The 24,195-nt window shown below is 70.7% G+C and carries 22 protein-coding genes and 1 pseudogene; 4 read left to right on the top strand and 19 right to left on the bottom strand.

Going from position 1 to position 24,195, the window contains the following annotated elements; genetic code table 11:
* Positions 1-138 precede the first annotated feature (138 nt).
* The 9 genes from gmk to AC6CQV_RS05745 all read right to left on the bottom strand — a co-directional run bounded on the left by gmk (position 139) and on the right by AC6CQV_RS05745 (position 10,200).
* Complete coding sequence (gene gmk / locus AC6CQV_RS05705; protein ID WP_191008634.1) at positions 139-1,035, bottom strand: guanylate kinase; 897 nt, start codon at positions 1,033-1,035, stop codon at positions 139-141.
* Positions 1,028-1,861, bottom strand: coding sequence for an orotidine-5'-phosphate decarboxylase (gene pyrF, locus AC6CQV_RS05710; protein WP_498260491.1), 834 nt, complete (start codon positions 1,859-1,861; stop codon positions 1,028-1,030). The genes gmk and pyrF overlap by 8 nt, the downstream gene beginning before the upstream one ends.
* Positions 1,858-5,172, bottom strand: a complete 3,315-nt coding sequence (gene carB / locus AC6CQV_RS05715) for a carbamoyl-phosphate synthase large subunit (protein WP_060958611.1) — start codon at positions 5,170-5,172, stop codon at positions 1,858-1,860. The genes pyrF and carB overlap by 4 nt, the downstream gene beginning before the upstream one ends.
* On the bottom strand, positions 5,172-6,323 hold the full coding sequence (carA, locus tag AC6CQV_RS05720) for a glutamine-hydrolyzing carbamoyl-phosphate synthase small subunit (RefSeq protein ID WP_101306402.1): 1,152 nt from the start codon (positions 6,321-6,323) through the stop codon (positions 5,172-5,174). The genes carB and carA overlap by 1 nt, the downstream gene beginning before the upstream one ends.
* Positions 6,320-6,874, bottom strand: a complete 555-nt coding sequence (locus tag AC6CQV_RS05725; RefSeq protein WP_101306401.1) for a PH-like domain-containing protein — start codon at positions 6,872-6,874, stop codon at positions 6,320-6,322. Before AC6CQV_RS05725 ends, carA begins: the two co-directional genes overlap by 4 nt.
* A complete protein-coding gene (locus tag AC6CQV_RS05730; protein WP_498260492.1) occupies positions 6,871-8,202 on the bottom strand; it encodes a dihydroorotase in 1,332 nt (443 codons plus the stop codon). Before AC6CQV_RS05730 ends, AC6CQV_RS05725 begins: the two co-directional genes overlap by 4 nt.
* Positions 8,199-9,179 (bottom strand): aspartate carbamoyltransferase catalytic subunit, encoded by a 981-nt coding sequence (locus tag AC6CQV_RS05735; protein WP_060958608.1) that lies wholly within the window; start codon positions 9,177-9,179, stop codon positions 8,199-8,201. Before AC6CQV_RS05735 ends, AC6CQV_RS05730 begins: the two co-directional genes overlap by 4 nt.
* Complete coding sequence (gene pyrR / locus AC6CQV_RS05740; protein WP_060958607.1) at positions 9,176-9,715, bottom strand: bifunctional pyr operon transcriptional regulator/uracil phosphoribosyltransferase PyrR; 540 nt, start codon at positions 9,713-9,715, stop codon at positions 9,176-9,178. Before pyrR ends, AC6CQV_RS05735 begins: the two co-directional genes overlap by 4 nt.
* Before the next feature lie 83 nt (positions 9,716-9,798).
* Positions 9,799-10,200 carry a hypothetical protein gene (locus AC6CQV_RS05745; protein WP_101306399.1) on the bottom strand — a complete coding sequence of 134 codons (402 nt, stop codon included), beginning with the start codon at positions 10,198-10,200 and terminating at the stop codon, positions 9,799-9,801.
* A gap of 161 nt (positions 10,201-10,361) precedes the next feature.
* Between AC6CQV_RS05745 and AC6CQV_RS05750 the strand changes: the two genes are divergently transcribed.
* Positions 10,362-11,381, top strand: a complete 1,020-nt coding sequence (locus AC6CQV_RS05750) for a 13E12 repeat family protein (RefSeq protein WP_498260493.1) — start codon at positions 10,362-10,364, stop codon at positions 11,379-11,381.
* On the opposite strand, the gene AC6CQV_RS05755 is transcribed toward AC6CQV_RS05750, so the two are convergent.
* The 6 genes from AC6CQV_RS05755 to AC6CQV_RS05780 all read right to left on the bottom strand — a co-directional run bounded on the left by AC6CQV_RS05755 (position 11,350) and on the right by AC6CQV_RS05780 (position 17,699).
* A complete protein-coding gene (locus tag AC6CQV_RS05755; RefSeq protein ID WP_498260494.1) occupies positions 11,350-12,915 on the bottom strand; it encodes a Rieske 2Fe-2S domain-containing protein in 1,566 nt (521 codons plus the stop codon). The genes AC6CQV_RS05750 and AC6CQV_RS05755 overlap by 32 nt on opposite strands.
* A gap of 71 nt (positions 12,916-12,986) precedes the next feature.
* A complete protein-coding gene (locus AC6CQV_RS05760) occupies positions 12,987-14,216 on the bottom strand; it encodes an alpha/beta hydrolase (protein WP_498260495.1) in 1,230 nt (409 codons plus the stop codon).
* Positions 14,217-14,310: 94 nt separating this feature from the next.
* Positions 14,311-14,721 (bottom strand): transcription antitermination factor NusB, encoded by a 411-nt coding sequence (nusB, locus tag AC6CQV_RS05765; protein ID WP_101306397.1) that lies wholly within the window; start codon positions 14,719-14,721, stop codon positions 14,311-14,313.
* A gap of 18 nt (positions 14,722-14,739) precedes the next feature.
* Positions 14,740-15,300 carry an elongation factor P gene (gene efp, locus AC6CQV_RS05770; protein ID WP_060958603.1) on the bottom strand — a complete coding sequence of 187 codons (561 nt, stop codon included), beginning with the start codon at positions 15,298-15,300 and terminating at the stop codon, positions 14,740-14,742.
* A 96-nt stretch (positions 15,301-15,396) separates the two neighbouring features.
* Positions 15,397-15,855, bottom strand: coding sequence for a type II 3-dehydroquinate dehydratase (aroQ, locus tag AC6CQV_RS05775; protein ID WP_498260496.1), 459 nt, complete (start codon positions 15,853-15,855; stop codon positions 15,397-15,399).
* Between the two features lie 26 nt (positions 15,856-15,881).
* Positions 15,882-17,699 (bottom strand): sugar phosphate isomerase/epimerase and 4-hydroxyphenylpyruvate domain-containing protein, encoded by a 1,818-nt coding sequence (locus AC6CQV_RS05780; protein WP_498260497.1) that lies wholly within the window; start codon positions 17,697-17,699, stop codon positions 15,882-15,884.
* Positions 17,700-17,781: 82 nt separating this feature from the next.
* Between AC6CQV_RS05780 and AC6CQV_RS05785 the strand changes: the two genes are divergently transcribed.
* From AC6CQV_RS05785 to AC6CQV_RS05795, 3 genes and pseudogenes are all read left to right on the top strand, one after another.
* The gene (locus AC6CQV_RS05785; protein WP_060958600.1) at positions 17,782-18,402 is read left to right on the top strand and encodes a TetR/AcrR family transcriptional regulator; all 621 of its coding nucleotides are present in this window, start codon (positions 17,782-17,784) and stop codon (positions 18,400-18,402) included.
* 114 nt (positions 18,403-18,516) lie between these two features.
* Positions 18,517-19,413 carry a shikimate dehydrogenase gene (locus tag AC6CQV_RS05790; RefSeq protein WP_498260498.1) on the top strand — a complete coding sequence of 299 codons (897 nt, stop codon included), beginning with the start codon at positions 18,517-18,519 and terminating at the stop codon, positions 19,411-19,413.
* Between the two features lie 42 nt (positions 19,414-19,455).
* Positions 19,456-20,784 (top strand): annotated as a pseudogene (locus AC6CQV_RS05795) (MFS transporter).
* Between the two features lie 62 nt (positions 20,785-20,846).
* Here AC6CQV_RS05795 and AC6CQV_RS05800 read toward each other — a convergent pair.
* Genes AC6CQV_RS05800 through aroC form a run of 4 tightly spaced genes read right to left on the bottom strand, consistent with a single transcriptional unit; the run spans position 20,847 to position 24,194 of the window.
* Complete coding sequence (locus AC6CQV_RS05800) at positions 20,847-21,383, bottom strand: GNAT family N-acetyltransferase (protein WP_498260499.1); 537 nt, start codon at positions 21,381-21,383, stop codon at positions 20,847-20,849.
* Positions 21,380-22,459 (bottom strand): 3-dehydroquinate synthase, encoded by a 1,080-nt coding sequence (aroB, locus tag AC6CQV_RS05805; protein WP_060958596.1) that lies wholly within the window; start codon positions 22,457-22,459, stop codon positions 21,380-21,382. Before aroB ends, AC6CQV_RS05800 begins: the two co-directional genes overlap by 4 nt.
* Positions 22,456-22,980, bottom strand: coding sequence for a shikimate kinase (locus tag AC6CQV_RS05810; protein WP_060958595.1), 525 nt, complete (start codon positions 22,978-22,980; stop codon positions 22,456-22,458). Before AC6CQV_RS05810 ends, aroB begins: the two co-directional genes overlap by 4 nt.
* Positions 22,977-24,194, bottom strand: coding sequence for a chorismate synthase (gene aroC, locus AC6CQV_RS05815; protein ID WP_060958594.1), 1,218 nt, complete (start codon positions 24,192-24,194; stop codon positions 22,977-22,979). Before aroC ends, AC6CQV_RS05810 begins: the two co-directional genes overlap by 4 nt.
* Position 24,195 lies beyond the last annotated feature (1 nt).

The raw sequence follows: 24,195 nt of genomic DNA on the forward strand, positions 1-24,195 counted from the left end.
ACGCGGGAGAACTCGTGGCCGCAGGATGCCGCGGCATCCGTTCATTCTATCAGCGCGGACTCGGCGATCGCTTTCATCCGTCCCGCGACGTCGCTTCTGCGGGTGCGATCCGACCTCGCGGGACGGATGAAGCGGCGCTCAGCGGGCGAGGGCCGCGATCTCGGCGGCGGCGCGGGCGACGTCGTCGTTGACGACGCGGTAGTCGAACTCGCCCTGGGCGGCGAGTTCCACCTTGGCCGTCTTGAGGCGTCGGGTCCGCTCCTCGGCTCCCTCGGTCCCGCGCCCCACGAGGCGGTTGACGAGCTCGTCCCAGCTGGGTGGGGTGAGGAACACCAGCGTCGCGTCGGGCGCGGCGGCGCGCACCTGGCGCGCGCCCTGGAGGTCGATCTCCAGCAGCACCGTACGGCCCGCGGCCAGCGCCTCGTCGATCGGCCCGCGCGGTGTCCCGTAGCGGAACGCGTTGTGCACCGTGGCGTGCTCCAGCAGGGCGCCGTCGGCGATGAGCCGGTCGAAGCCGGCGTCGTCGACGAAGAAGTAGTGCTCACCGTCGACCTCGCCCGGTCGCGGCGCACGGGTGGTGGCCGAGACGGACAGCAGGATCTCGGGGTGGTGCTCCTTGATGTGGGCGGCGACGGTGCCCTTGCCGACGGCGGTGGGGCCCGCGAGCACGATCAGCCGGCTGCGGCCGCCGCGGGGCTGCAGCGGCGGGAACCGGGTGTCGAGCCACTCCTTCAGCGCGACGCGTTGGCGGGCGCCGAGGCCGCCGAGCCGCTTGACGGGGGCGATCTCGAGGTCCGCGAGGATGCGGTCGCGCTTGCCCTCGCCGATGGCCGGCAGCGCCGTCAGGAACTCGGTGATCCGCATCGCGCCGGCGGGGCTCTCCGGCGCGTCGAGCGCGCGCTGCAACAGCTCCTGCGGCGTGATGACCCGCATCGCGACGTCGTGCTTGAGGGCCGCGCGTTCGCGGCGCGCGGCGACGGCGCGACGGGATGCCGCGACACGGTCGACCTCGGGAGGTGTGCGGGAGTCAGCCATGGGATCCTCCACGGTACAGGGCGGCGCGTTCGGCGATCCGCGCGGCGAGCCGGTCGGGTCCGGCGGACAGGATGCTGCGGCTCTCGCTCGCGATCACGCCGTCGGCGAGGCCGCCGAACACGCGCGTCAGGTCGGCGGGCTCGGCGCCCTGGGCTCCGAAGCCGGGGGCGAGGATCGGCACGGTCCGCCCGAACGGTCGCAGGCCGCGGTCCGCGAGGTCGACCGTCGCGCCCACCACGAGGCCGAGCGAGGCCCAGTCGCCCGTGGAGGAGTCGGCGGCGACCACCTCGGCGGCGACGGCGGCGGCGACCGGGGCGCCGGTGTCCACGTGCGCCGTCTGCAGCTGCGCCGCCTCGGGGTTGCTCGTCGCGGCGAGGACGAAGGCGCCCTTCCCGTGGGTCAGCGCGGAGGCCAGCGTCGAGGCGAGCGCGCCGACGCCGAGGTACGGGCTCAGGGTGAGGGCGTCCGCCTCCAGCGGCGCCCCGGGCGGTAGCCACGCGGCCGCGTACGCGTCCATCGTCGTGCCGATGTCGCCGCGCTTGGCGTCGGCGATCACGATCAGCCCCGCGGCGCGGGCGGCCGCCATGACCTCTTCGAGGGCGGCGAACCCGGCGGCTCCGAACCGCTCGAAGAACGACACCTGCGGCTTGACGATCCCCACGGTGGATGCCGCGGCATCCACCGTGCGCAGCCCGAACTCGCGCACGCCCTGCGCGTCGACACCGAGCCCCCACTCCCGCAGGAGCGCCTCATGGGGATCGATGCCGACGCACAGGCGTCCGCGCGTGGCGACGGCCCTCTGCAGTCGCGAGCCGAACGAGCTCACACCGCGGCCCGCTGCTCGGCGGCCTGGAGAGCCTCGGCGCGGTCGACGGCGTACTCCTGGAGGCTGCGCACGGCGAAGCCTTCCCGCAGCACCGGCAGCGCGCTGACCGCGGCGCCGAGGACGGCCATCGTGGTGAACAGCGCCTTGTCGGCGGCCACGGCCGCCGCGCGGATCTCGTACCCGTCGGCGCGCGCGATGCCGCCGGAGGGCGTGTTCACGACGATGTCGATCTCGCCCGCGTTGATGAGGTCGACGACGTTGCGCTCCCCCGACTCCTGCGTGTCGGAGTACTTGTTCACGACGTCCACGCGGATGCCGTTGCGCGCGAGGATCTCGGCCGTGCCCGACGTCGCGACGAGGCGGAAGCCGAGCTCCTGCAGGCGGTGTGCCGGCAGGATCACGGCGCGCTTGTCGTCGTCGGCCACCGACAGGAACACCGTGCCCGAGGTCGGCATGCCGCCGTAGGCCGCCGCCTGGCTCTTGGCGAACGCGGTCGGGAAGTCGCGGTCGATGCCCATGACCTCGCCGGTGGAGCGCATCTCCGGGCCGAGCACGGAGTCGACGGTGTGGCCGTCGGCGGTGCGGAACCGCTTGAACGGGAGCACGGCCTCCTTGACGGCGACTGGAGCGTCCAGCGGCACGCGCGAGCCGTCCTCGACGGGCAGCAGGCCCTCCGCCTTGAGCTCGGCGATGGTGGAGCCGGCCATGATGCGCGACGCCGCCTTGGCCAGCGGGATGCCGAGCGCCTTCGACACGAACGGCACGGTGCGCGAGGCGCGCGGGTTCGCCTCGATCACGTAGAGCACGCCCGCCGACACGGCGAACTGCACGTTGAGCAGACCCCGCACGCCGACGCCTTCCGCGATCGCCTGCGTGGCGGTGCGGACGCGGTCGATCTCGGTGCGACCGAGCGAGATGGGCGGGAGGGTGCACGACGAGTCGCCGGAGTGGATGCCGGCCTCCTCGAGGTGCTCCATGACGCCGCCGATGTACAGCTCGTGGCCGTCGTAGAGCGCGTCGACGTCGAGCTCGATCGCGTCGTCGAGGAAGCGGTCGACCAGCAGCGGCTTGCCCTCCTCGATGACGACCTCACCGGCGGTGCGCACGAAGTAGTCGCGCAGGCTCTCGGTGTCGTAGACGATCTCCATGCCGCGGCCGCCGAGCACGAAGCTCGGGCGCACGAGCACGGGGTAGCCGATCTCCTCGGCGATCGCGACGGCGCCCGCCTCGTCGACGGCCGTGTCGTGGCGCGGGGCCACGAGTCCGGCGCGGTCGAGCAGCTGCGAGAACAGCTCGCGCTCCTCGGCGATGTCGATGGCGGCGGGAGAGGTGCCGAGGATCGTGTAGCCGGCCTCCTCGATGCCCTTCGCGAGTCCCAGCGGCGTCTGACCGCCGAGCTGGCAGACCACGCCGAGGATCGTGCCCGACGCGCTCTCGGCGTGCAGGACCTCCAGGACGTCTTCGAGCGTGAGCGGCTCGAAGTACAGCCGGTCGCTCGTGTCGTAGTCGGTCGAGACGGTCTCCGGGTTGCAGTTGACCATGATCGTCTCGTAGCCGGCGTCCGACAGGGCGAACGAGGCGTGCACGCACGAGTAGTCGAACTCGACGCCCTGGCCGATGCGGTTCGGGCCTGACCCGATGATGACGACCTTGGTGCGATCGCTCGGCGTGACCTCGGTCTCGTAGTCGTAGCTGGAGTAGTGGTACGGCGTCAGGGCGGGGAACTCCCCCGCGCACGTGTCGACCGTCTTGTACACCGGGCGGATGCCGAGGCCGTAGCGGACGCCGCGGATCTCGGCCTCGGTCACGCCCCGCAGCTGCGCGAGCTGCGCATCGCTGAAGCCGTGCTCCTTGGCCAGACGCAGGGTCGCGGCATCCAGCTCGGCGGCGGCCTGCACGAAGGCGGCGACCTCGTTGATCAGTGCCATCTGGTCCAGGAACCACGGGTCGATCTTCGTGGCCTCGAACGCCTGCGCGACCGTGGCGCCCTTGCGCATCGCCTGCTGCAGCGTCACGATGCGCCCGTCGGTGGGGACCTTCGCGATCTCCAGCAGCTCCTCCACCGAGCGGGGCTCTTCGCCCCAGTGGAAGCTCGATCCGCGCTTCTCGAGCGAGCGCAGCGCCTTCTGCAGCGCCGTCGTGTAGTTGCGGCCGATCGCCATCGCCTCACCGACCGATTTCATGGTGGTCGTGAGCGTCGCGTCGGCGTTCGGGAACTTCTCGAAGTTGAAGCGCGGCACCTTGACGACGACGTAGTCGAGCGTCGGCTCGAAGCTCGCCGGCGTCGCCTGGGTGATGTCGTTCGGGACCTCGTCGAGGCGGTAGCCGATCGCGAGCTTCGCAGCGAGCTTCGCGATCGGGAAGCCCGTCGCCTTGGAGGCGAGGGCCGACGAGCGCGAGACGCGCGGGTTCATCTCGATGACGATGATGCGCCCGGATGCCGGGTCGACGGCGAACTGGATGTTGCAGCCGCCGGTGTCCACGCCGACTGCGCGGATGATGTCGATGCCGATGTCGCGGAGCTTCTGGTACTCGCGGTCGGTCAGGGTCAGCGCGGGGGCCACCGTGATCGAGTCGCCGGTGTGCACGCCGACCGGGTCGACGTTCTCGATGGAGCAGACGACGACCGTGTTGTCGGCCATGTCGCGCATGAGCTCGAGCTCGTACTCCTTCCAGCCGAGGATCGACTCCTCCAGGAGCACCTCGGTGGTCGGCGAGTCGCGCAGGCCCGCACCGCCGATGCGGCGCAGGTCCTCCTCGTCGTAGGCGAAGCCGGAGCCCAGGCCGCCCATCGTGAACGAGGGGCGCACGACCAGCGGATAGCCGAGCTCGGCGGCGCCGGAGATCAGATCATCCATCGTGTGGCAGATGACGCTGCGGGCCACGTCGGCCCCGGCATCCAGCACGAGCTGCTTGAAGATCTGACGGTCCTCGCCCTTGCGGATGGCGTCGACCTTGGCGCCGATGAGCTCGACGCCGTACTTGTCGAGGATGCCCTGCTCGTGCAGCGCCATGGCGGCGTTGAGCGCGGTCTGGCCGCCCAGGGTCGGCAGGATCGCGTCGGGCTTCTCCTTCTGGATGATCGTCTCGATCACGGCGGGCGTGATCGGCTCGATGTAGGTCGCGTCCGCGAAGTCGGGGTCGGTCATGATCGTCGCCGGGTTCGAGTTGACGAGGATGACGCGCACGCCCTCCTCGCGCAGCACGCGGCAGGCCTGGGTTCCCGAGTAGTCGAACTCGCAGGCCTGGCCGATGACGATCGGGCCGGAGCCGATGACGAGGACGCTCGTGATGTCGTCGCGCTTGGGCATCAGTTCTTGTTCTCCAGAGAGGTGCGCACCATGTCGGCGAAGCGGTCGAAGAGGTAGTTGGCGTCGTGCGGGCCGCCGGCGGCCTCGGGGTGGTACTGCACGCTGAACGCCGGGATGTCGAGGGCGCGCAGGCCCTCCACGACGTTGTCGTTGAGGCCGATGTGGCTCACCTCGACGCGGCCGTAGCCGTTCGGGCTGAGGGTCTCGCCGTCCAGCGGAGCGTCCACGGCGAACCCGTGGTTGTGCGCCGTGATCTCCACGCGCCCGGTCTGCTTGTCGAGCACCGGCTGGTTGATGCCGCGGTGGCCGAAGGGCAGCTTGTACGTGCCGAAGCCGAGCGCACGGCCGAGCAGCTGGTTGCCGAAGCAGATGCCGAAGAAGGGCAGGCCGTCGTCGAGCACGTTGCGCAGGAGCGTGACGTGGTCGTCGGATGCCGCGGGGTCGCCCGGACCGTTGGAGTAGAAGACGGCCACGGGGTCGATCGCGCGGACCTCGTCGATCGTCGCCGACTGCGGCAGCACGTGCACGTCGAACCCGCGGGCGGCGAGGTTGAGCACGGTCGCGCGCTTCACGCCGAGGTCGAGCACGGCCAGGGCGCCCAGCCTCTGCACGTCGGCGGCGGCGGGCGTGACCTCGACCTCGCTGACCGAGACGGCTGCGGAGAGGTTCTGGCCGGCCATCTCGGGCGCTTCGCGCACGATGCGCAGCTGCTCCTCGGGGTCGAGGGCCGCGGCCGCGCCGGAGAACACGCCGCCGCGCATCGAGCCCGACGAGCGGAGCACGCGGGTGACGGCGCGGGTGTCGATGCCGGCGATGCCGACGATCCCGTCGCGCACGAGGGCGTCGTCGAGCGACTCGTCGGCACGCCAGTTGGAGACCACGCGCGAGGGGTCGCGCACGATGTAGCCGGCGACCCAGATGCGGCGTGACTCGGGGTCTTCGCCGTTCATCCCGGTGTTGCCGATGTGCGGCGCGGTCTGCAGGACGATCTGTCCCGCGTAGGAGGGATCGGTGAGCGTCTCCTGGTAGCCGGTCATGCCGGTGGAGAAGACGACTTCGCCGAGGGTCGTGCCACGTGCGCCATAGGCGCGGCCGGGGTGGCGGGAGCCGTCTTCGAGGACGAGGACGGCGGGGTCGAGCAAGAAGGTCATGCGGCGTTTCCCGTCGAGGTGGTGGAGGTCTGGTCTGTCGCGGTCGGGGTCGAAGGCGGCAGGAGGGCGGAGATCGCAGCGGCGAGGGCGGAGGCCGACTCGTCCTGCGGGCGGAGGTAGCTGTCGACGATCTCGGTGGAGCCGTCCGAGCGGTTCGCGAGCCAGGCGATGCGCACGAGCCCGCCCGCCTCGACCACACGGTCGATGGCCGTGTTGGCGAGGTCGACGCCGGAGATCCGCTCGAGAGCGAGGAACATGCGCGGCTGGCCCACGAGGTCGAGGGCGACGCCCCGATCGGTGACCGTCACGTCGAGGCGCGAACGGAAGCCGAGCCCGCGGATCGCGAGGCGTTCCAGGGCGTCGTCGTGCCGGGTCGTCGCGACGTAGAAGCCCGAGCTGCGAACCTGCTCGCGGGCGTCCGTCGGCGCCTCGCCGAACGGTGCGGCGAGCCCGCCGTCCCGCCGGGATCGTCGTCGCCACGCGACCACACCGAGCGCCAGGAGCCCGACGGCCACGGCGATCATGACGAGCAGTGCCCCTTCACGGGTCATGACGTGACCTCCTTCATGGCGGTGGCCACGACGCCGTCGGCGACCGTCGGAGCGCCGCGGAAGAACGTCCACCGCACCTCGCCCGGCAGTTCGCGGCCCAGGTAGGGAGAGTTGACGCTGCGTCCGCGCAGATCGTCGCGGCCGAACGTCCGCACCGGCGCCGGGTCGTACAGCGTGAGCGAGGCCGGTGCTCCCACGGTGAGCGGCGTGCCGGCGTCGGCGAGGCGGCCGATGCGGGCCGGTGCGGCCGACATCACGCGGGCGACGTCGTCCCACGACAGCATCCCGGTCTGCACCATCGCCTGGTGGACGACCCGCAGCGCGGACTCCAGCCCCACCATGCCGTTGGCGGCCGCCTGCCACTCGCACGACTTGGCCTCCGCCGGGTGCGGGGCGTGGTCGGTGGCGACGATGTCGATCGTGCCGTCGGCGAGGCCTTCGCGCACGGCCTGCACGTCCTCGTCGCGGCGCAGCGGCGGGTTCACCTTGTAGCGGGCGTCGTAGCCGCGCACGAGATCCTCGGTGAGGAGCAGGTGGTGCGGCGTGACCTCGGCGGTGACGTTCACGCCCCGCTTCTTCGCCCAGCGGATGATGTCGACCGACCCGGCCGTCGAGAGGTGGCACACGTGCAGGCGGGAGCCGACGTGCTCGGCCAGCAGCACATCGCGGGCGATGATCGACTCCTCGGCCACGGCGGGCCAGCCGGCGAGGCCCAGCTCGGCCGAGACCGTGCCCTCGTTCATCTGGGCGCCCTCGGTCAGCCGCGGATCCTGTGCGTGCTGCGCGACGACGCCGTCGAACGCCTTCACGTACTCCAGCGCGCGGCGCATGATGAGCGGGTCGAAGACGCAGAAGCCGTCATCGCTGAAGACGCGCACGCGGGCGCGGGAGGATGCCATCGCGCCCAGCTCGGCGAGGCGTTCGCCCTTCTGCCCCACCGTCACGGCGCCGATCGGCTGCACGTGCACGTAACCGGCCGCCTCGCCCAGCGCGAGCTCCTGCTCGACGACACCGGCCGTGTCGGCGACCGGCGAGGTGTTCGGCATCGCGAACACCGTCGTGAACCCGCCCGCCGCGGCGGCGCGCGAACCGGTCAGCACCGTCTCCGACGCCTCGTAGCCGGGCTCGCGCAGATGCACGTGCAGGTCGACCAGGCCGGGCAGGGCGATGAGCCCGTCGGCATCCACCACATCGGCGCCGACGCGGGTGAGCCCGGTGCCGATCTCGGCGATGCGGCCGCCTTCGAGCACCAGGTCGGCGGCCTCTGCCCCGTTCAGGCGGGCGCCGCGGATGATCGTCGGGCGCTCCGGGGTGTGTGGAACCGTCACGGGGCGTGCTCCTCTGCGTTCGTGTCGCGCTCGCCGGGTCGTTCGCCGGCCAGCACCAGGTACAGCACCGCCATCCGCACCGAGACGCCGTTCGCGACCTGCTCCAGCACGGTCGAGCGCGGGGAATCGGCGGCGTCGGCGGAGATCTCCAGGCCCCGGTTCATGGGGCCCGGGTGCATCACCATGCTACCGTCCGGCAGAGCGGCCAGACGCTCGGCATCCAGTCCCCATCGACGCGAATACTCCCGTTCAGTGGGGAAATACGCCGCGTTCATGCGTTCCAGCTGAATCCGCAGCATCATGATCGCGTCCGGTGCGCCCGCGATGGCCTCGTCGAGGTCGTAGACGATGCGCGCCGGCCACGCCGAGACATCCTGAGGGATCAGCGTCGGAGGAGCGACGAGAGTGACCTCCGCGCCGAGCGTGTGCAGAAGCCAGACGTTCGAGCGCGCGACGCGCGAGTGCAGGATGTCGCCGACGATCGCGACCCGCACGCCCGCAAGGTCTCGGCCGCGGCTGTCGTCGCCGAAGCGGCGCTTGCGGATCGTGAACGCGTCGAGCAGCGCCTGGGTCGGGTGCTCGTGCGTGCCGTCGCCGGCGTTGACGACGCCCGCGGTGATCCAACCGCTCGTGGCGAGGGTGTGCGGTGCTCCGGACGCGCCGTGACGGATGACCACGGCATCCGCGCCCATCGCCTGCAGCGTCTGGGCGGTGTCCTGCAGCGACTCCCCCTTGCTGACGCTGGAACCCTTGGCGGAGAAGTTGATGACGTCGGCCGACAGTCGTTTCGCGGCCGCTTCGAAGGAGATGCGCGTGCGCGTCGAGTCCTCGAAGAAGAGGTTGACGATCGTCTTGCCGCGTAGCGTCGGCAGCTTCTTGATCTCCCGCGACTGGGTGTCGCGCATGTCCTCGGCGACGTCGAGGATGCGCAGGGCCTGCTCGCGTGCGAGCGTGCGGGTGTCGAGCAGGTGCCTCATGATGCGATCGTCACCTCTTCGACGCCGTCGACTTCCGCGAGGTGCACGTTGACGCGCTCGCTGCGGGCGCTCGGCAGGTTCTTGCCGACGAAATCGGGGCGGATCGGCAGCTCACGATGGCCGCGGTCCACGAGGATGGCGAGCCGCACCGCGGCGGGGCGGCCGATGTCGCCGATCGCGTCCAGGGCGGCCCGGATGCTGCGTCCCGAGAACAGCACGTCGTCCACGAGGACGACGGTCTTGCCGTCGATCCCCCCGGCCGGGATCTGCGTCGGGCGCGGCGTGCGGGTGGGATTGCGGTGCAGGTCGTCGCGGTACATCGTGACGTCGAGGGCGCCGACGGGGACGCTCGAGCCGGAGATCTCGCCGAGGAGGCCGCCGATGCGCTCCGCGAGGGTCACCCCCCGGGTCGGGATGCCGAGGAGGACGAGGCCGTCCGCCCCTTTGTTGGACTCCAGGATCTCGTGGGAGATCCGAGTCAGTGCGCGGGCGATGTCGGCTGTCTGCATCACGGTACGCGTGTTACCGGTGCTCATCCGTCGCTCCCTTCTCCGCCTCACGGGACGGTGTTAAAGGTTGCTGTGGTACGTCACCCACTCTACCCGACCCGGGCGGCGCTTCAGGTGGTGGATCGCCCCGGCGCGATCGCGCGTCGTACCCCGGCGCGGGCGGCCGTGAGACCGAGCACGAGCAGCGTCACCGACCAGAAGCCCCCGAGGGAGACGGCGTCGCCGAAGAGCAGGTCCTCGAGCCACAGCACGACGAACTTGCTGCCGGGCAGGATCAGCACCAGCATCACGATCGAGGTGACACGCCGCGCCGCCGTCGACGCCGCGCGCAGCCGTGCCACGACCCGCTTCTTGATCCGCAGCACCAGCTCGAGGACGAGCTTGAGCATCACCGCCGTTGCGAGCGAGACGGCGAAGCTCTCGGTGATGACGCCCGGGACGAACTCGGCGGTCAGGTTGAGGATCACGAGGTAGACGAGGACGTCCACGAGGTGCAGCGGGTCGATCTTCATGCCAAGGTCCTCCCTCGCGGACCCCCGGTGTAGTGGTCGCGCTCACTCTAGGGCAGGCCGTTGAAGCGCATGAGAACACTTTCACGCGGCGTGTGATGTTTCCTCTCTCGATCTGGACTTTTCCACCGTGCGGTGTCGGAGGCCCTCGGCAGAATGGGGGTATGGACCTCCTCGCAACGCACCTCGACGACCTGCGTTCGCAGGTCGTGGACGTGCTGCGCGCGGTGGTCTCGAACCGTGTCTTCGAGCGGGGCACCGAAGGCGAGCTCGCCCGGCAGATCGCCGCGATCGCCGAGATCGGCCGCTTCGTCGAGGCGCTCCTGATCGACGCGACCGGCGAGGTCATGCGCCGGTCGGAGAACCCCGTGCGCGACGAGCGGATGACCTCGCACCTCGGATGCCGCGACGTCACCGATCTGCTGCAGACGCTCACCCGGCTCGAACCGCGGTCGGCAGTCCGGCTGCAGCGGGCGGCGACGGCTGTCCGCCGCGCCGTGTCGCCCACGACCGGTGAGGCGCTCGACGCGCCGTTCCCGTCGGTGCGGGCCGCGATGGTCGACGGGGTGGTCGGCACCGACGGCATCCTCGCGATCACCGGACCCCTCCAGCAGACCGCGCCGCGCGTCTCCACGGCCGCGCGGAGGGACGCCGCCGATGTCGTCGTCGCCGAGGCGCGGGGCGAGGGGCCGGATGCCGCGCCGCCCGCATGCGCCGAGCTGCTGCGCATCCACGCGCAGACGTGGGCGCTCGCGCTAGATCAGGACGGCGCCGAGCCGCGCGAGCGGGTGGCCGAGCGGAAGCGCTCGCTCGTGCTCGGTGTCGCCACCGCGGCCGGAGTGCCCGTCCGAGGAACCCTGCTGCCCGAGGTGGCGGCGCAGCTGCAGACCATTTTCGATGCCCACCTCTCCCCCGCGGTCGCCTTCGACGACCCGTTCACCGCCCTTGACGACGACCCGCTCGTCGCCCGGGACGAGCGCACCCGCCCGCAGAAGCAGCACGATGCCCATGAACAGCGGCGTGCCCGAGGTCACGGCACCGCCGTGGCACGGCAGGGATCATCGGTGGCGGCCGGTGACGACGTCGCCCGTGCGACTCACGAAGCGCGCGAAACGAATCCTGACGACGTGAATCCCGTGCGTCAGAGCCGGTTCACGGCGTCTGCGCGGAGGCCGTCTCGCTGACGCGCGCCGCGCGGATCGGATGCCCCGGTGCGGTGAGGCACTGTCCGCTCGCCAGGTCCCACTTCCAGTCGTGGAGGGCGCACGTGAGCACGCCGTCCTCGATCTTGCCGGTCTTGGTGAGGTCGGCGCGCAGGTGCGGACAGCGCCGCTGCACGTTCCAGCCGTCGATCTCGGCATCCTCGGTCTGATCCGACTGCTCGGCGTACCAGTTCTCGACGTACTCGATGCGGTCGCGCGACAGGCACTTCAGGAACGTGGTGAGGAACTCGTTGAACTTGCCGCTGCGGCCCACCTCGAACTGCATCGACAGGAAGATCGAGTTCGACCAGTCGATCTCGTGGTCGCGGATGTTCGTCGAGACGAGATCGGCGGGGACCGTGTACCAGTAGATGCACTCCTCCCCCGCGTACGCGCGGACCTTGGCCTTCGGGAAGTCGACGACCATGTCGAGTTCGCCGATGCGGAAGCGGACGTTGCCGCCCACCCCGGTGCGGATCGTGCGGGCGCGGCGCAGCAGCGGCTCCCACCACTCCTGCAGTGCCGCGAGCATCTCGTCGGGTGCCATCGGCTCGGCGCGGGTGGCGATCTCGGCGATGACCTCGCCCTGACGGCTGTCGCGCTGTTCGGCGAGGTAGGCCCACTTGTCGTCGAAGACGCGGTCGATCTCCTCCGCCGAGTAGAGGGTCTGGGTGATCTCGATCGCCCCGCCGTCGAGGTCGACCTGCGTGCCGGGCACGAACTCGTAGCCCTTCTGGTCGGGACGCTCGTCGCGCATGTGCGCGAGGAACTGACGCTGATCGGTGAAGATCGAGTCGTCCTCCAGGCCCCACCCGTTGAAACGGAACAGGTCCTCGCGCAGGAACATGGGCGGACCCGCCATCGGGAAGACGTGCTCGGCATCCACCTTCTCGATGTAGTACATCGCGCGCTTGTTCTGCGCGTCGCGCTTGAGCTTCGCGAAGTGCTGCTTGGAGTCCTGCGGCAGGTCGTAGACCATGGGCCACCAGATCGCCCCCGACACCTGCGTGAAGTACGCGTCGGGCTTCGAGAACGAGAGCAGCCGGTCGAGGTCGAGCGGATGCGAGTCGTTCTGGTTCAGGATGCTGGCGGTGCCGTCGTCCACGCTCAGCGAGGAGTCGCCGATCGGGCCGTCACTGGGCGCGCGCAGCGGCGTGACCATGATCTTCAGCCCGCCGGGGTACTCGATCGTCCGGCCCGCCTGGGTGTAGACGATGTTGTCGTAGCCGAGGCGGCGGAGGTCCACCTCGAGGTCGTCGGTCGGGTACTCCGGCAGCAGAACGCGGATGTCCTTCGGCACGTACCGCTCGAGCAGGGTCGGGTCGAAGTGGTCGCGGTGACGGTGCGAGATGTAGAGGAAGTCCGCCTTCCCGAAGCGCTCCCAGTCCAAGCCGCGGTTGTCGGGGAAGGGGAACCACGAACCGAAGAAACTCGGCCCCATCACGGGGTCGCACAGGATGCTGCCGCCCGTCGTCTCGATGAACATTCCGGCGTGGCCGAGGCCTGTGATCCGCATGGGTCCTCCTGGTCGAACAGCTCCCGAGTCTACGCGCGAGAGGCTGTGCGCCCGCTCAGGCGAGGCGGGAGTCAGGGTGCGGAGAGACCGAGGCGCGGGTACAGGCGGGCGAAGCCCTCGGCCAGACCGCCCTCCAGGGCGTCGACGACATGGCCGGCCCCGGGCACCACGTAGCTGTCGACGTTCCATCCGACCGCCGCCGCCGCCGCGGCGGCGCGGCGCGCCTGATCGATGTACGCGGGATCGTTCTGTCCCGCCGTGAACAGAGCCCACTCGTCGGGGTAGGCGGCGGTGTGCGACGCGAGGATGCTCGTGGGCTTCGCCGCGTCGTAGGCCGCGGACGATCCGCCGAAGACGTCGGCGATCGTCTCGTCGGGGTGTTCGGAGCCGGGCTCGATCTCGCCGCTGACCGAGAGGAGGTTGCCCCAGACATCCGGATGCTCCGCCGCGTACTTGAAGGCGCAGCCGCCGCCGTTCGAGTATCCGACGATCGTCCACTGGCTGGGGCTCTGCTCCACCGGCAGCGTCCGAGCGAAGTCCACGACGTCCTGGGTCACGTAGGTCTCGACGTTGCCGTACTTGGCGGAGTCGGCGCACGCGGGGTCTCTGTTCGGGTCGCCGAGCTGGTCGACCACCAGCACATAGGGCGCGAGCCCGTTGTTCTTCTGCGCTTGAGCGTCCAGGATCTTCGCGATGTACTGCGGATCCGGATCCCCGGGCTGGCCGAGCATCATGATCACCAGCGGCAGACGAGGCGGATGAGCGGTGCGGGCCGCGGGCGGCTTGTAGATACCCGCCATCCGCGCCGTGAAGCCCGACCGGGTCGCGGGGATGTCGACCGTTCCCTGTTCGCCCGTCGTGGGCATGTCGGCCGGTGGCTGCCACGAACGGTAGAGGGGAACGCCGTCAGCGGTGCCGTCGACATCCGTCGGCACGCTGATGGGCCGGTTGATCTGGATGTGGAGGAAGCTCCCGACCGTCGGATTGAGACCGTAGTAGGCATTGATCCCCAGCGTCGTGGTGACCAGGAACAGCGGGACCGACAGCAGCGCCACCACCCGGCGTCGCCACGACACCGCCCACACGCTCGCCAGCGCCAGCCCGACGGCGGCGAACCCGGCAGTGCCCCAGGCGATCGCCTGCCACGGCAGCGGCATGCCGAAGAGGTTCCTGATCCGCGCGAAGAGAGCGAACGCGACGGCGGCCGCGCCGCCGATCGACATGGCGACGGCTGCCCGCAGCGCCCACCGGCGTACGCCCCGCCGGATCAGCAGGAAGACGACGGCAGCGAGACTCGTCACGCAGAGCGTCAGGATGAGCCACGGCTCATCGATTCTGAGTTCGAGGATCGATTGCACCAGCCGAGCCCTTCTGAGACAGGTCGTCGCGGCGGGGTCAGGCGGTGCGGGCGATACGTCCGAGCACGCCGTGCACGAACGAGCCGGAGTCGTCGGTGGAGAACTCCTTCGCGAGCTCCACGGCCTCGTCGATGGCGACCGCGGAGGGCACCTCGTCGTTGAACATGAGCTCCCAGACGGCCAGGCGCAGGATGGCGCGGTCGACGGCCGGCATCCGCTCGAGCTTCCAGTCGCGCGCGTGCGTGACGATCTGCTCGTCGATCTCGTCGCGGTTGTCGATGACGCCGTCGACGATCTCGCGTGCGTACAACCAGGACGCCTCGCGGGCGGGCTCGTTCGCCGCGCGCTTGGCCTCGGCCGCGAGCGTCACGGCGAGGTCGTCACCGCGGACGTCGGACTGGTAGAGGATGTCGAGGGCGCGCTTTCGCGCCTTGGAGCGTGCGCTCATGTGATCGGATGCCGCGCGTCAGTTGACGCGGCCGAGGTAGTCGCCCGTCCGGGTGTCGACCTTCACCTTGGTGCCGGTCTCGAGGAACAGCGGGACCTGGATCTCATAGCCGGTCTCGACGGTCGCGGGCTTCGTGCCCGCCGACGAGCGGTCGCCCTGAAGACCGGGCTCGGTGTAGGTGATCTCCAGCACGACGGAGGCCGGGAGCTCGATGTAGAGCGGGTTGCCGTTGTTGAGCGCGATCTGCACCTGCTGGTTCTCGAGCAGGAAGTTCGCGGAATCGCCGACCGTCGCGGCGCCGACCGTGATCTGGTCGTAGTCGGCGACGTCCATGAAGACGTAGCCCTCGCCGTCGTTGTAGAGGTAGGTGAAGTCGCGGCGGTCGACGTTCTCGATCTCCACCTTCGCGCCGGCGTTGAACGTCTTGTCGACGACCTTGCCGGTCATGACGTTCTTGAGCTTGGTGCGGACGAAGGCGCCGCCCTTGCCGGGCTTCACGTGCTGGAACTCCACGACGCTCCAGAGCTGTCCGTCGATGCTGAGGACGACGCCGTTCTTGATGTCTGCGGTCGATGCCATGAGTGTGGAGTTTCCGTTCGTGAGTTCGAGGTGGCGCACGCGGTGGCGCGCGGCCGACAGTCGATCTTAGCCCACGCGCATCCGCGGGCCCGGGCGTCAGCCCTCCGCCGCACCCGTGATGACGTCGATGAGCAGAGCGACCGCGCGCGCGTAGCCCGAGACGCCCTCGCCGATGACGTGGACGGCGGCGACGTCCGCGACGTAGGAGTGGTGCCGGAAGGCCTCGCGTTCGAGGATGTTGGAGATGTGCACCTCGGCGACCGGCAGCGAGACGCCCGCGAGCGCGTCGCGGAGCACGACGGACGTGTGCGTCAGGCCCCCCGGATTGATCACGATCCCGGCGCAGTCGGTGCGCGCATCGTGGATCGCGTCGAGGAGCACGCCCTCGTGATTGCTCTGCACGGCCCGCACCTCGAAGCCGCGCTCCGCGGCGGCATCCCGGGTGAGGCGTTCGACGTCCGCGAGGGTGTCGCGACCGTAGATCTCGGGCTGGCGGGTGCCGAGGAGGTTGAGGTTGGGGCCGTTGACCAGCAGCAGTCGTCGCGTCTCGCTCATCGTCGGCACACTATCAGCGCGGCCGCTCACCGGGCGGCGTCGCCTTGCGCGGTGAGGCGGATGGGGGCGTTTCCGGCGCCGAAGCCGGCGTAGCCGTCGCGGCGCTCCACGAACTCCCAGAAGATCTGCCCGACGGTGCGGGTGTAGACGTGCAGGTACTCACCGTCGGCGTCGCGGTCGTACGCGATGTCGAGCGCGCGCAGCTCGCTGATGACCTCGGCGGGCAGGTCGAAGCGGGCCGCGAGGTCGTCGTAGTAGTTCTGCGGCATGCGCAGCAGCTGCATCCCCCGCGCGCGGGACGCGCGGGCCAGCGCGCGGACGTCGTCGCACGCGAACGCGACGTGTTGCGCCAGACCCGTGGCGCTGCCCTGTTCGGCCACGATCGGGGGCGCGACGTTCAGCGGCAGTCGCACGCCGTCCTCGCCGGGCCCGGCGAGGACCCGGCTGCGCACCAGCCCCTGCGGGCCCGGCACGTCGGTGCTGCTGGCGACGTGGAGGCCGAAGGCCGCCGTGTAGAACAGCGTCGTCTCGTCGATCTCCTGCCACGGCTGCGTCATGCTGACATGGTCGAAGCCCGTCACGGCGCTCGCGGCGGCGACCTCGCCGTGCTCGAACTCGCGGGTCCAGGAGGGTTCGCCGGCGTCGGCGGCCTGCGTCCAGAACACCGCCATCCCGCCGGGGGCCACGGCGGCGTCGAGCTGCTGCTCGCGGGCGTAGGTGCGTCGGTACGCCCGGGGCGTCTGCAGGGCGTCGACGCGGCGCGACACGGCCTCCGCGTCGTCGACCTCGAAGCCGACGGCCGCCAGGTGAGGCGCCATGTCGCGCGCGTGCTGCTCGTTGAGCACGACCCGCGCCCGCCCGGCCGACCACAACGTCACCGGCTTGGAGCGGTGGCGTCCGCGGGAGGTGAACCCCGCCTGCGAGAGCAGCGCTTCGACCGGAGAAGTGTCCTCGGCGCGTATCTCGACAAAGTCGATGCCCGAGGGCGCTGCGGAGTCGGGCAGCATCTCCAGGTCGGGCAGATCGGGATACCGACGCGCCACGGCGTCCTCGAGCCATTTCAGGGACCGGTGCGCGTGCAGCGCCGTGCGCGCGGAGTCCGTCTGCCGGAAGGTGTCGTTGAAGACCTCGAGCGACCACGGCCCCGAGTAGCCGGCGTGCAGCACCTGACCCATGAAGCCGACGAGATCGAAGCTGCCCTCCCCCGGGAACAGGCGGTGATGCCGGCTCCACGACAGCACGTCCATCGACAGTCGCGGCGCGTCGGACAGCTGCAGGAAGAAGATGCGCTCGCCCGGGATGTCGCGGATCGCGGACGGGTCGTGGCCGCGCGAGAGGATGTGGAACGAGTCGAGGCACAGCCCCACGGCCGGGTGGTCGGCGAGCTGCACGACCCGCCACGCCCGGCGGTAGTCGTCGATGAAGCGTCCCCAGGCGAGCGCTTCGAACGCGATGCGCACACCGTGCCGCGCGGCGACATCGCCGAGGCGGCGCAGCTGCACCGCGCTCACCTCGTCGTCGTCGACCGTCGCCGTCGCCACGTTGCTGCAGCACAGCACGAGGCCGATGCCCAAGCGCGCGGCGAGGGCGAACTTCGCCTCGGCGCGGTGCAGCACGCGGGCGAACTCCGCCTCGTCGACGCCTTCGACGTCGCGCAGCGGCTGGAAGAGATCGAGCGTCAGGCCGAGGCGGTCGGCGACGGCGCGGATCTCCTCCGGGCTCTCGGGCGCCGCGACCAGGTCGGGCTCGAAGACCTCGACGCCGTCGAAGCCGGCCTCGGCGCAGGCGTGCAGCTTGTCGACGAGAGTGCCGCTGACGCACACGGTCGCGATCGAGGTTCTCATGCCGGGAAATGTACCATCCGGTACATACGTGCGGTAGGCCTCGCCTCCGAGGTTCGGTCTCGCCCGTCGATATCCTGAGCGGATGGTGGTCCAGCAGCGCGACGCGGAACGCACCCGGGCGGAGCTGCTCGCGGTGGCGACGGAGGTGTTCGCGCAGGACGGCTACTCGGGTGCGCGTGTCGACGACATCGCGGAGCGCACCCGCACGACGAAGCGGATGATCTACTACTACTTCGGCAGCAAGGAGGGCCTGTATCTCGCGGTGCTCGAGAACGCGTATCGCGGCATCCGTGATGCGGAGCGCGGGATCGACCTGGCCCACACCGATCCCCTCGCGGCGATCCGGGAGCTGGCGGAGCTGACGTTCGACTATCACGTCACCCACGACGACTTCATCCGTCTGGTCTCGATCGAGAACATCCATCGTGGAGCGTTCATCCGCCGCATCGAGGCGCTGCGCTCCCTCTCCCAGCCGGCCAAGACGCTGCTCGACGACATCTTGGAGCGCGGGCGCGCCGACGGCGTCCTGCGGTCCGATGTCGACGCGATCGACGTGCACCTGGTCATCAGCGCCTACTGCGTGTTCCAGGTGGCCAACCGTCACACCTTCGGCTACCTGTTCGACATGGACTTCGACGACCGCAGTGCGCACCTGCGCGCGCTCATCGGCGACGTCGTCGTCTCCTGGCTCGCCGCGCGCTGAGCGCGAGGATGGCCGGGGTTTTTCCCGGCCGATCCTTGACGTCGTGGAATTGCCGTGGTTCACTCTGAACGTACCGGTTAGTACATAGACCGGAGCGTACAAAGGAGTACACCCGTGATCGTCACCCACACCGCTCGGCGTCCCTATCTCGTGGGACTCGTCGGCAGCGGGGTCACGCCCTCGCTCACGCCGCCGATGCACATGGCGGCCGCACGCGAGCTCGGTCTCGAGTACGTCTACCGCCCCCTCGACATCACGGCGCTCGGCCTGTCCCCCACCGCAATCGGCGACATCCTCACGTGGGCGGAGCGCCTCGGCTACGACGCCCTCAACATCACGCATCCGTGCAAGCGGCTCGTCCTGGACCACCTCGACCACGTCGACCCGCTGGCCGCGGCGCTCGGTGCCGTCAACACCGTGCTGTTCACGCCGGAGGGCCGTATCGGCCACAACACCGACACGACCGGCTTCGCCGCCGGGTTCGTGTCCGGCCTCCCCGGCGTCGCGACCGACCGCGTCGTGCAGCTCGGTGCCGGCGGTGCGGGGTCGGCGGTCGCCGATGCGCTCCTGCGCGGTGGCGTCGGTCGACTGATCGTGGTCGACATCGACGGCCGTCGCGCGGCGGAACTGGTCGACGATCTGCGGTCGCGCCACGGAGTCGAGCGCGTCGCCGTCGGTGCCGCCGACGAGCTGGCCGTCCTGCTGGCCGCGGCGGACGGACTGGTCCACTGCACGCCCACGGGGATGGCCGAACACCCCGGGATGCCCGTCGACGCGGCGCTCCTGCGGCCCACCCTCTGGGTCGCCGACATCGTCTACCGCCCCTATGAGACGGCGCTGCTGCGGGCCGCGCGCGCTCTCGGTGCCCCGACGCTCGACGGCGGACGGATGGCCGTGTTCCAGGCCGTCGACGCCTTCGAGCTGATCACCGGCATCCGGCCCGACGCCGATCGGATGTCCGCCCACTTCCACGCTCTCGTGGCCGCCGACCACGACGTGCTCACCCGCTGACCCGAGTCCGGCGCTCACGTCCCCTTCGAAGGAGAACCACCGATGTCCGAATCCGCAATGGCGCGGAAGACCCCTGTCAGAGCCGCCGTGGCCTCTTTCATGGGCAGCGCCGTCGAGTACTACGACTTCTTCCTGTTCGGCTCCGCCGCCGCGCTGATCTTCCCCACCGTGTTCTTCCCCAGCGGTGACCAGGCCGTGCTGGTGATGTCGTTCGCCACGTTCGGGTTCGCCTAAATCGCGCGTCCGTTCGGCGCGGTCATCCTCGGCCACTTCGGCGACCGCATCGGCCGCCAGAAGGTGCTGATGTTCACGCTCATCCTCATGGGGGCATCGACGTTCATCATCGGCTGCCTCCCCGGCTTCGCACAGATCGGCTGGGCCGCCCCGGCCCTGCTCGTGCTGTGCCGGCTCCTGCAGGGACTGTCCGCCGCCGGCGAGCAGGCCGGCGCGTCGTCGCTGACCCTCGAGCACGCACCCGACGACCGACGCTCGTTCTTCACCTCCTGGACGCTGACCGGCACACAGGGCGGGCAGATCCTCGCGGCGCTGATCTTCATCCCGGTGGTCGCCATGCCCGACGAGCTCAAGTTCAGCTGGGGCTGGCGCATCCCCTTCTGGCTGAGCGCCGTCGTCGTCGTGGTCGCCTACGTCATCCGCCGCTCCCTTCACGAGACCCCCGAGTTCGAGGACGCGAAGGCGGAGGGCAAGATCGCCCGTCTGCCCCTGATCCCGTTGCTGCGCGATCACTGGCGCGACGTCCTGCGCGTGATCTTCTGCGCCTTCATCGCCGCCGTCTCGACGGTCTTCGGCAACCTCGCCCTGGCCTACGGCAAGCAGGTGGGACTGGCGGAGAGCCTGACCCTCTGGCTCGTCGTCATCGCCAACGTCGTCGCGCTCGGCACGCAGCCCATCTTCGGTACCCTCGCCGACCGCTACGGACGCAAGCCCGTCTTCATCTACGGCGCGGCCGCGTCGGCGGCGCTGATGCCCTTCTACATGCTCTCGATGAGCAGCGGCAACACCTTCCTCACCCTCGTGCTCGCCGTGCTGACCTTCTCGTTCGGCTACGCGGCGGCCAACGCGGTGTGGCCGTCGTTCTACGGCGAGATGTTCTCGACGCGGGTGCGCTTCTCCGGAATGGCGATCGGCACGCAGCTCGGCTTCCTCATGACCGGATTCGCTCCCTCGATCGTCACCGCGCTGGGCGGCGTCGCACCCGGCGGGTGGGTCGTCATCAGCATCTTCACCGCCGTGATCGCCCTCATCGCCATCGTCAGCGCGGCGACGGCGCGCGAGACCCGCAGCGTCCCGACCGCGCAGCTGGGCCTCCCGCGCACGACCGTGCGGACGAGGGAGAGCGTCTCGGCCTGACGCGCCGGAACGGCCGTACGCCGCGTCCCCTCGCCGGGGCGCGGCGTCCGGCCGTGTGCCGCTCAGGGGCGGGGGCGCCGCATCACGATCTCGGCACCGATCGCGCTCGAGAACGTCTCCCCCGTCGGCACGAAGCCGAGCCGGCGGTAAGCGGCCTGCGCGCGGGCGTTGTCGACGTGCACGTCGAGGGTCAGCGCCTCGGCACCGCGGTCGAGGGCCCAGTCGTGGGCGGCGTCGACGAGTCGCCCGAGCAGCCCCGTCCCCCGGTGCGAGGGCGCGACGTAGACGCCCACGAGGTCCGCTCGCGACGCCGTCACGGCGCGATCGAGATGATCCGATGCCCCCGGCTCCCGCAGGAGCACCGTGACCGTTCCGACCCACCGGCCGCCGTCGTCGGCGATGAACTGCGCCGCATCCGCGCCGATCGCGGCGCCCGCGGCCCGCTCACGCCAGAAGGACTCGTCGCGCGCTCGCTCCTGCTCGATGGTGGTCAGGAACGCGATGGATGCCGCGGGATCGCCGACGGCCTCGATCCGCAGGTCGCGCACCTGGCGCCATTCCGGCATCCGCACGCGGCGGACGTCCGGCTCGTCCGTCACTCCGCGACGTCCTGATAGGCGGCGAAGAGCAGCGACTCGTCCGGTGCCTGGAGGACCGTCGGCTTGGCGATGTCGTCGAGCACGATGAAACGGAGCATCGCGCCCCGCGTCTTCTTGTCGCGCTGCATCGTCGCCAGCAGCTGCTTCCATGCTCCCGAGCGGTAGGAGGTGGGCAGGCCCAGCAGCTCGAGGATGCGGCGGTGCCGGGCGGCGGCGTCGTCCGAGAGACGCCCCGCCAGCCGCGACAGCTCGGCGGCGAACAGCATCCCCACCGAGATGGCGGCGCCGTGGCGCCATTGGTACCGCTCGGCGTGCTCGATCGCGTGACCCAGCGTGTGCCCGTAGTTGAGCACCTCCCGAAGCCCCGCCTCGCGCAGGTCCTCCCCCACGACGCGAGCCTTCATCTCGATGGCCAGCTCGATGCAGCGGCGGAAGGCGGGCGACTGCGGGTCGACGGCGGCGTCGGGGTCGGCCTCGATCAGGTCGAGGATCTCCGGGTACCAGATGAACCCCGCCTTGACGACCTCGGCGAAACCGGCCACCCGCTCGTTGCGGCTCAGCGAGTCGAGCATCGCCAGATCGCAGACGACGGCGCGCGGCGGCCAGAACGCCCCGACGAGGTTCTTGCCCTCCGCGGTGTTGATCCCGGTCTTGCCGCCCACGGCGGCGTCGACCATGCCGAGCACGGTGGTGGGCACCTGGACGACCGCCACGCCGCGCAGCCAGGTGGCGGCCACGAACCCGGCGAGATCGGTGACCGCGCCGCCGCCGAAGCCGACGACGGCGTCGGTGCGGGTGAAGTCGGCCTGTCCCATCACCTGCCAGCAGAAGGCCGCGACCTCGACCCGCTTGCCGGACTCGGCATCGGGGATCTCGGCCAGGAGCACCTGACGCTCGGTCGTCATCAGCAGCTCTCGCAGCTGCGCCGCCTGCGCCGCCAGGGTCGGCGGGTGGATCACGAGCACCTTGCGGGCCGTCTCGGGCAGCGCCGAGCCGACGAGGGGAAGGATGTCGCGGCCGATCGTGATGTCGTAGGGCTGATCTCCCGCGACGGTGATGACGGTGTTCTCGCTCATGAGTCCTCCTGACGCCGGGCGTCTGCGTGCACCCAGTCGACGATGCCGGCCACGACATCGGCGAGGGGTCCGGTCGAGGTGTCGAAGGTGATGTCGGCGACCTGCTCGTACACGGGGCGCCGCTCATCGAAGATGCGGGTCCAGCGCGCCACGGGGTCTTCGCCGGCCAGGAGCGGGCGCGCACCGCCCCCGATGCGCGAGGCGATGATGTGCGGTTGGACGGTCAGCAGCACGACGTCGTGCCGTCGGAGGTCATCGCGGGTGGCGGGGTCGAGGACCGACCCGCCGCCGAGGGCGACCACGCCGCCGACGGCGAGGGCCTCCTGCACCGCGAGGCGCTCGACGGAGCGGAAGTGCGCCTCGCCGTGCGTGGTGAACAGGTCGGCGATCGCCCCGTGATCGCGGACGACGATCTTGTCGGTGTCGGTGAACGGTCGATCCAGGGCCCTCGCGACGCGGCGGCCGACGCTCGTCTTGCCGGCTCCCATCGGCCCGATCAGGACGAGTGCGCGCCCCGTCATCCGAGCGACAGGGCGTCGTCGCTGTCCGACGCCGTCTGCAGGGTGCCCGGGATGGCGGCGAGGTAGCCCTCGAGGTTCCGCCGCGTCTCGGCGACGCTGTCGCCGCCGAACTTCTCCAGCACCGCCTCCGCGAGCACGATGGCCACCATCGCCTCGGCGACCACGCCGGCCGCGGGCACCGCGCACACGTCGGAGCGCTGGTGGTGGGCCGTCGCGGCCTCGCCGGTCGCGACGTCGATCGTGCGCAGAGCGTGCGGGACGGTCGCGATCGGCTTCATCCCGGCGCGTACGCGCAGGACGGTGCCGGTGGACATGCCGCCCTCGGTGCCGCCCGCCTTGTCGGAGGCGCGCGTGATGCCCTCCGACGCCGCGAACAGCTCGTCGTGAGCGGCCGACCCGCGCCGGCGCGTGGTCTCGAAGCCGTCGCCCACCTCGACGCCCTTGATGGCCTGGATGCTCATGAGGGCCTGCGCGAGCCGGCCGTCGAGGCGGCGGTCCCACTGCACGTGCGAACCGAGGCCGGGCGGCAGCCCGTACGCGAGCACCTCCACGATGCCGCCGAGCGTGTCGCCGTCCTTCTTCGCGGCATCCACCTCGGCCACCATCCGCGCCGACGTCGCGGGGTCGAAGCACCGCAGCGGATCGGCGTCGAGCGCCTCGACGTCGTCGGGGGTCGGCAGCGCCGCGTCGGAGGGCACCTGCACGGGACCGATCGAGAGGGTGTGACTCACGAGACGGATGCCGAGCTCGCCGAGGAAACCCCGGGCGATCGCACCGAGGGCGACGCGCGCCGCGGTCTCGCGGGCGCTGGCGCGCTCCAGGATCGGGCGGGCTTCGTCGAAACCGTACTTCTGCATGCCGACGAGGTCGGCGTGTCCGGGGCGCGGCCGGGTGAGAGCGGCCCCGCGGCCGCGGGACTTCTCCGTCAGCTCGACGGGCTCCGCGCTCATGACCTCGGTCCACTTCGGCCACTCGGTGTTGCCGATGCGCAGGGCGATCGGGCTTCCCATGCTGAAGCCGTGTCGGACGCCGGACGAGATGGTGAGTTCGTCCTCTTCGAACTTCATCCGCGAGCCGCGGCCGTAGCCGAGCTTGCGGCGCGCGAGATCGGCCTGGATGGCGGCGCGCGAGACGGGGACGCCGGCGGGCAGTCCCTCCATGAAGGCGACGAGTTCGGGGCCGTGCGATTCGCCGGCCGTGAGCACGCGGAGCATT

The organism is Microbacterium sp. EG9 (genome assembly GCF_059759475.1).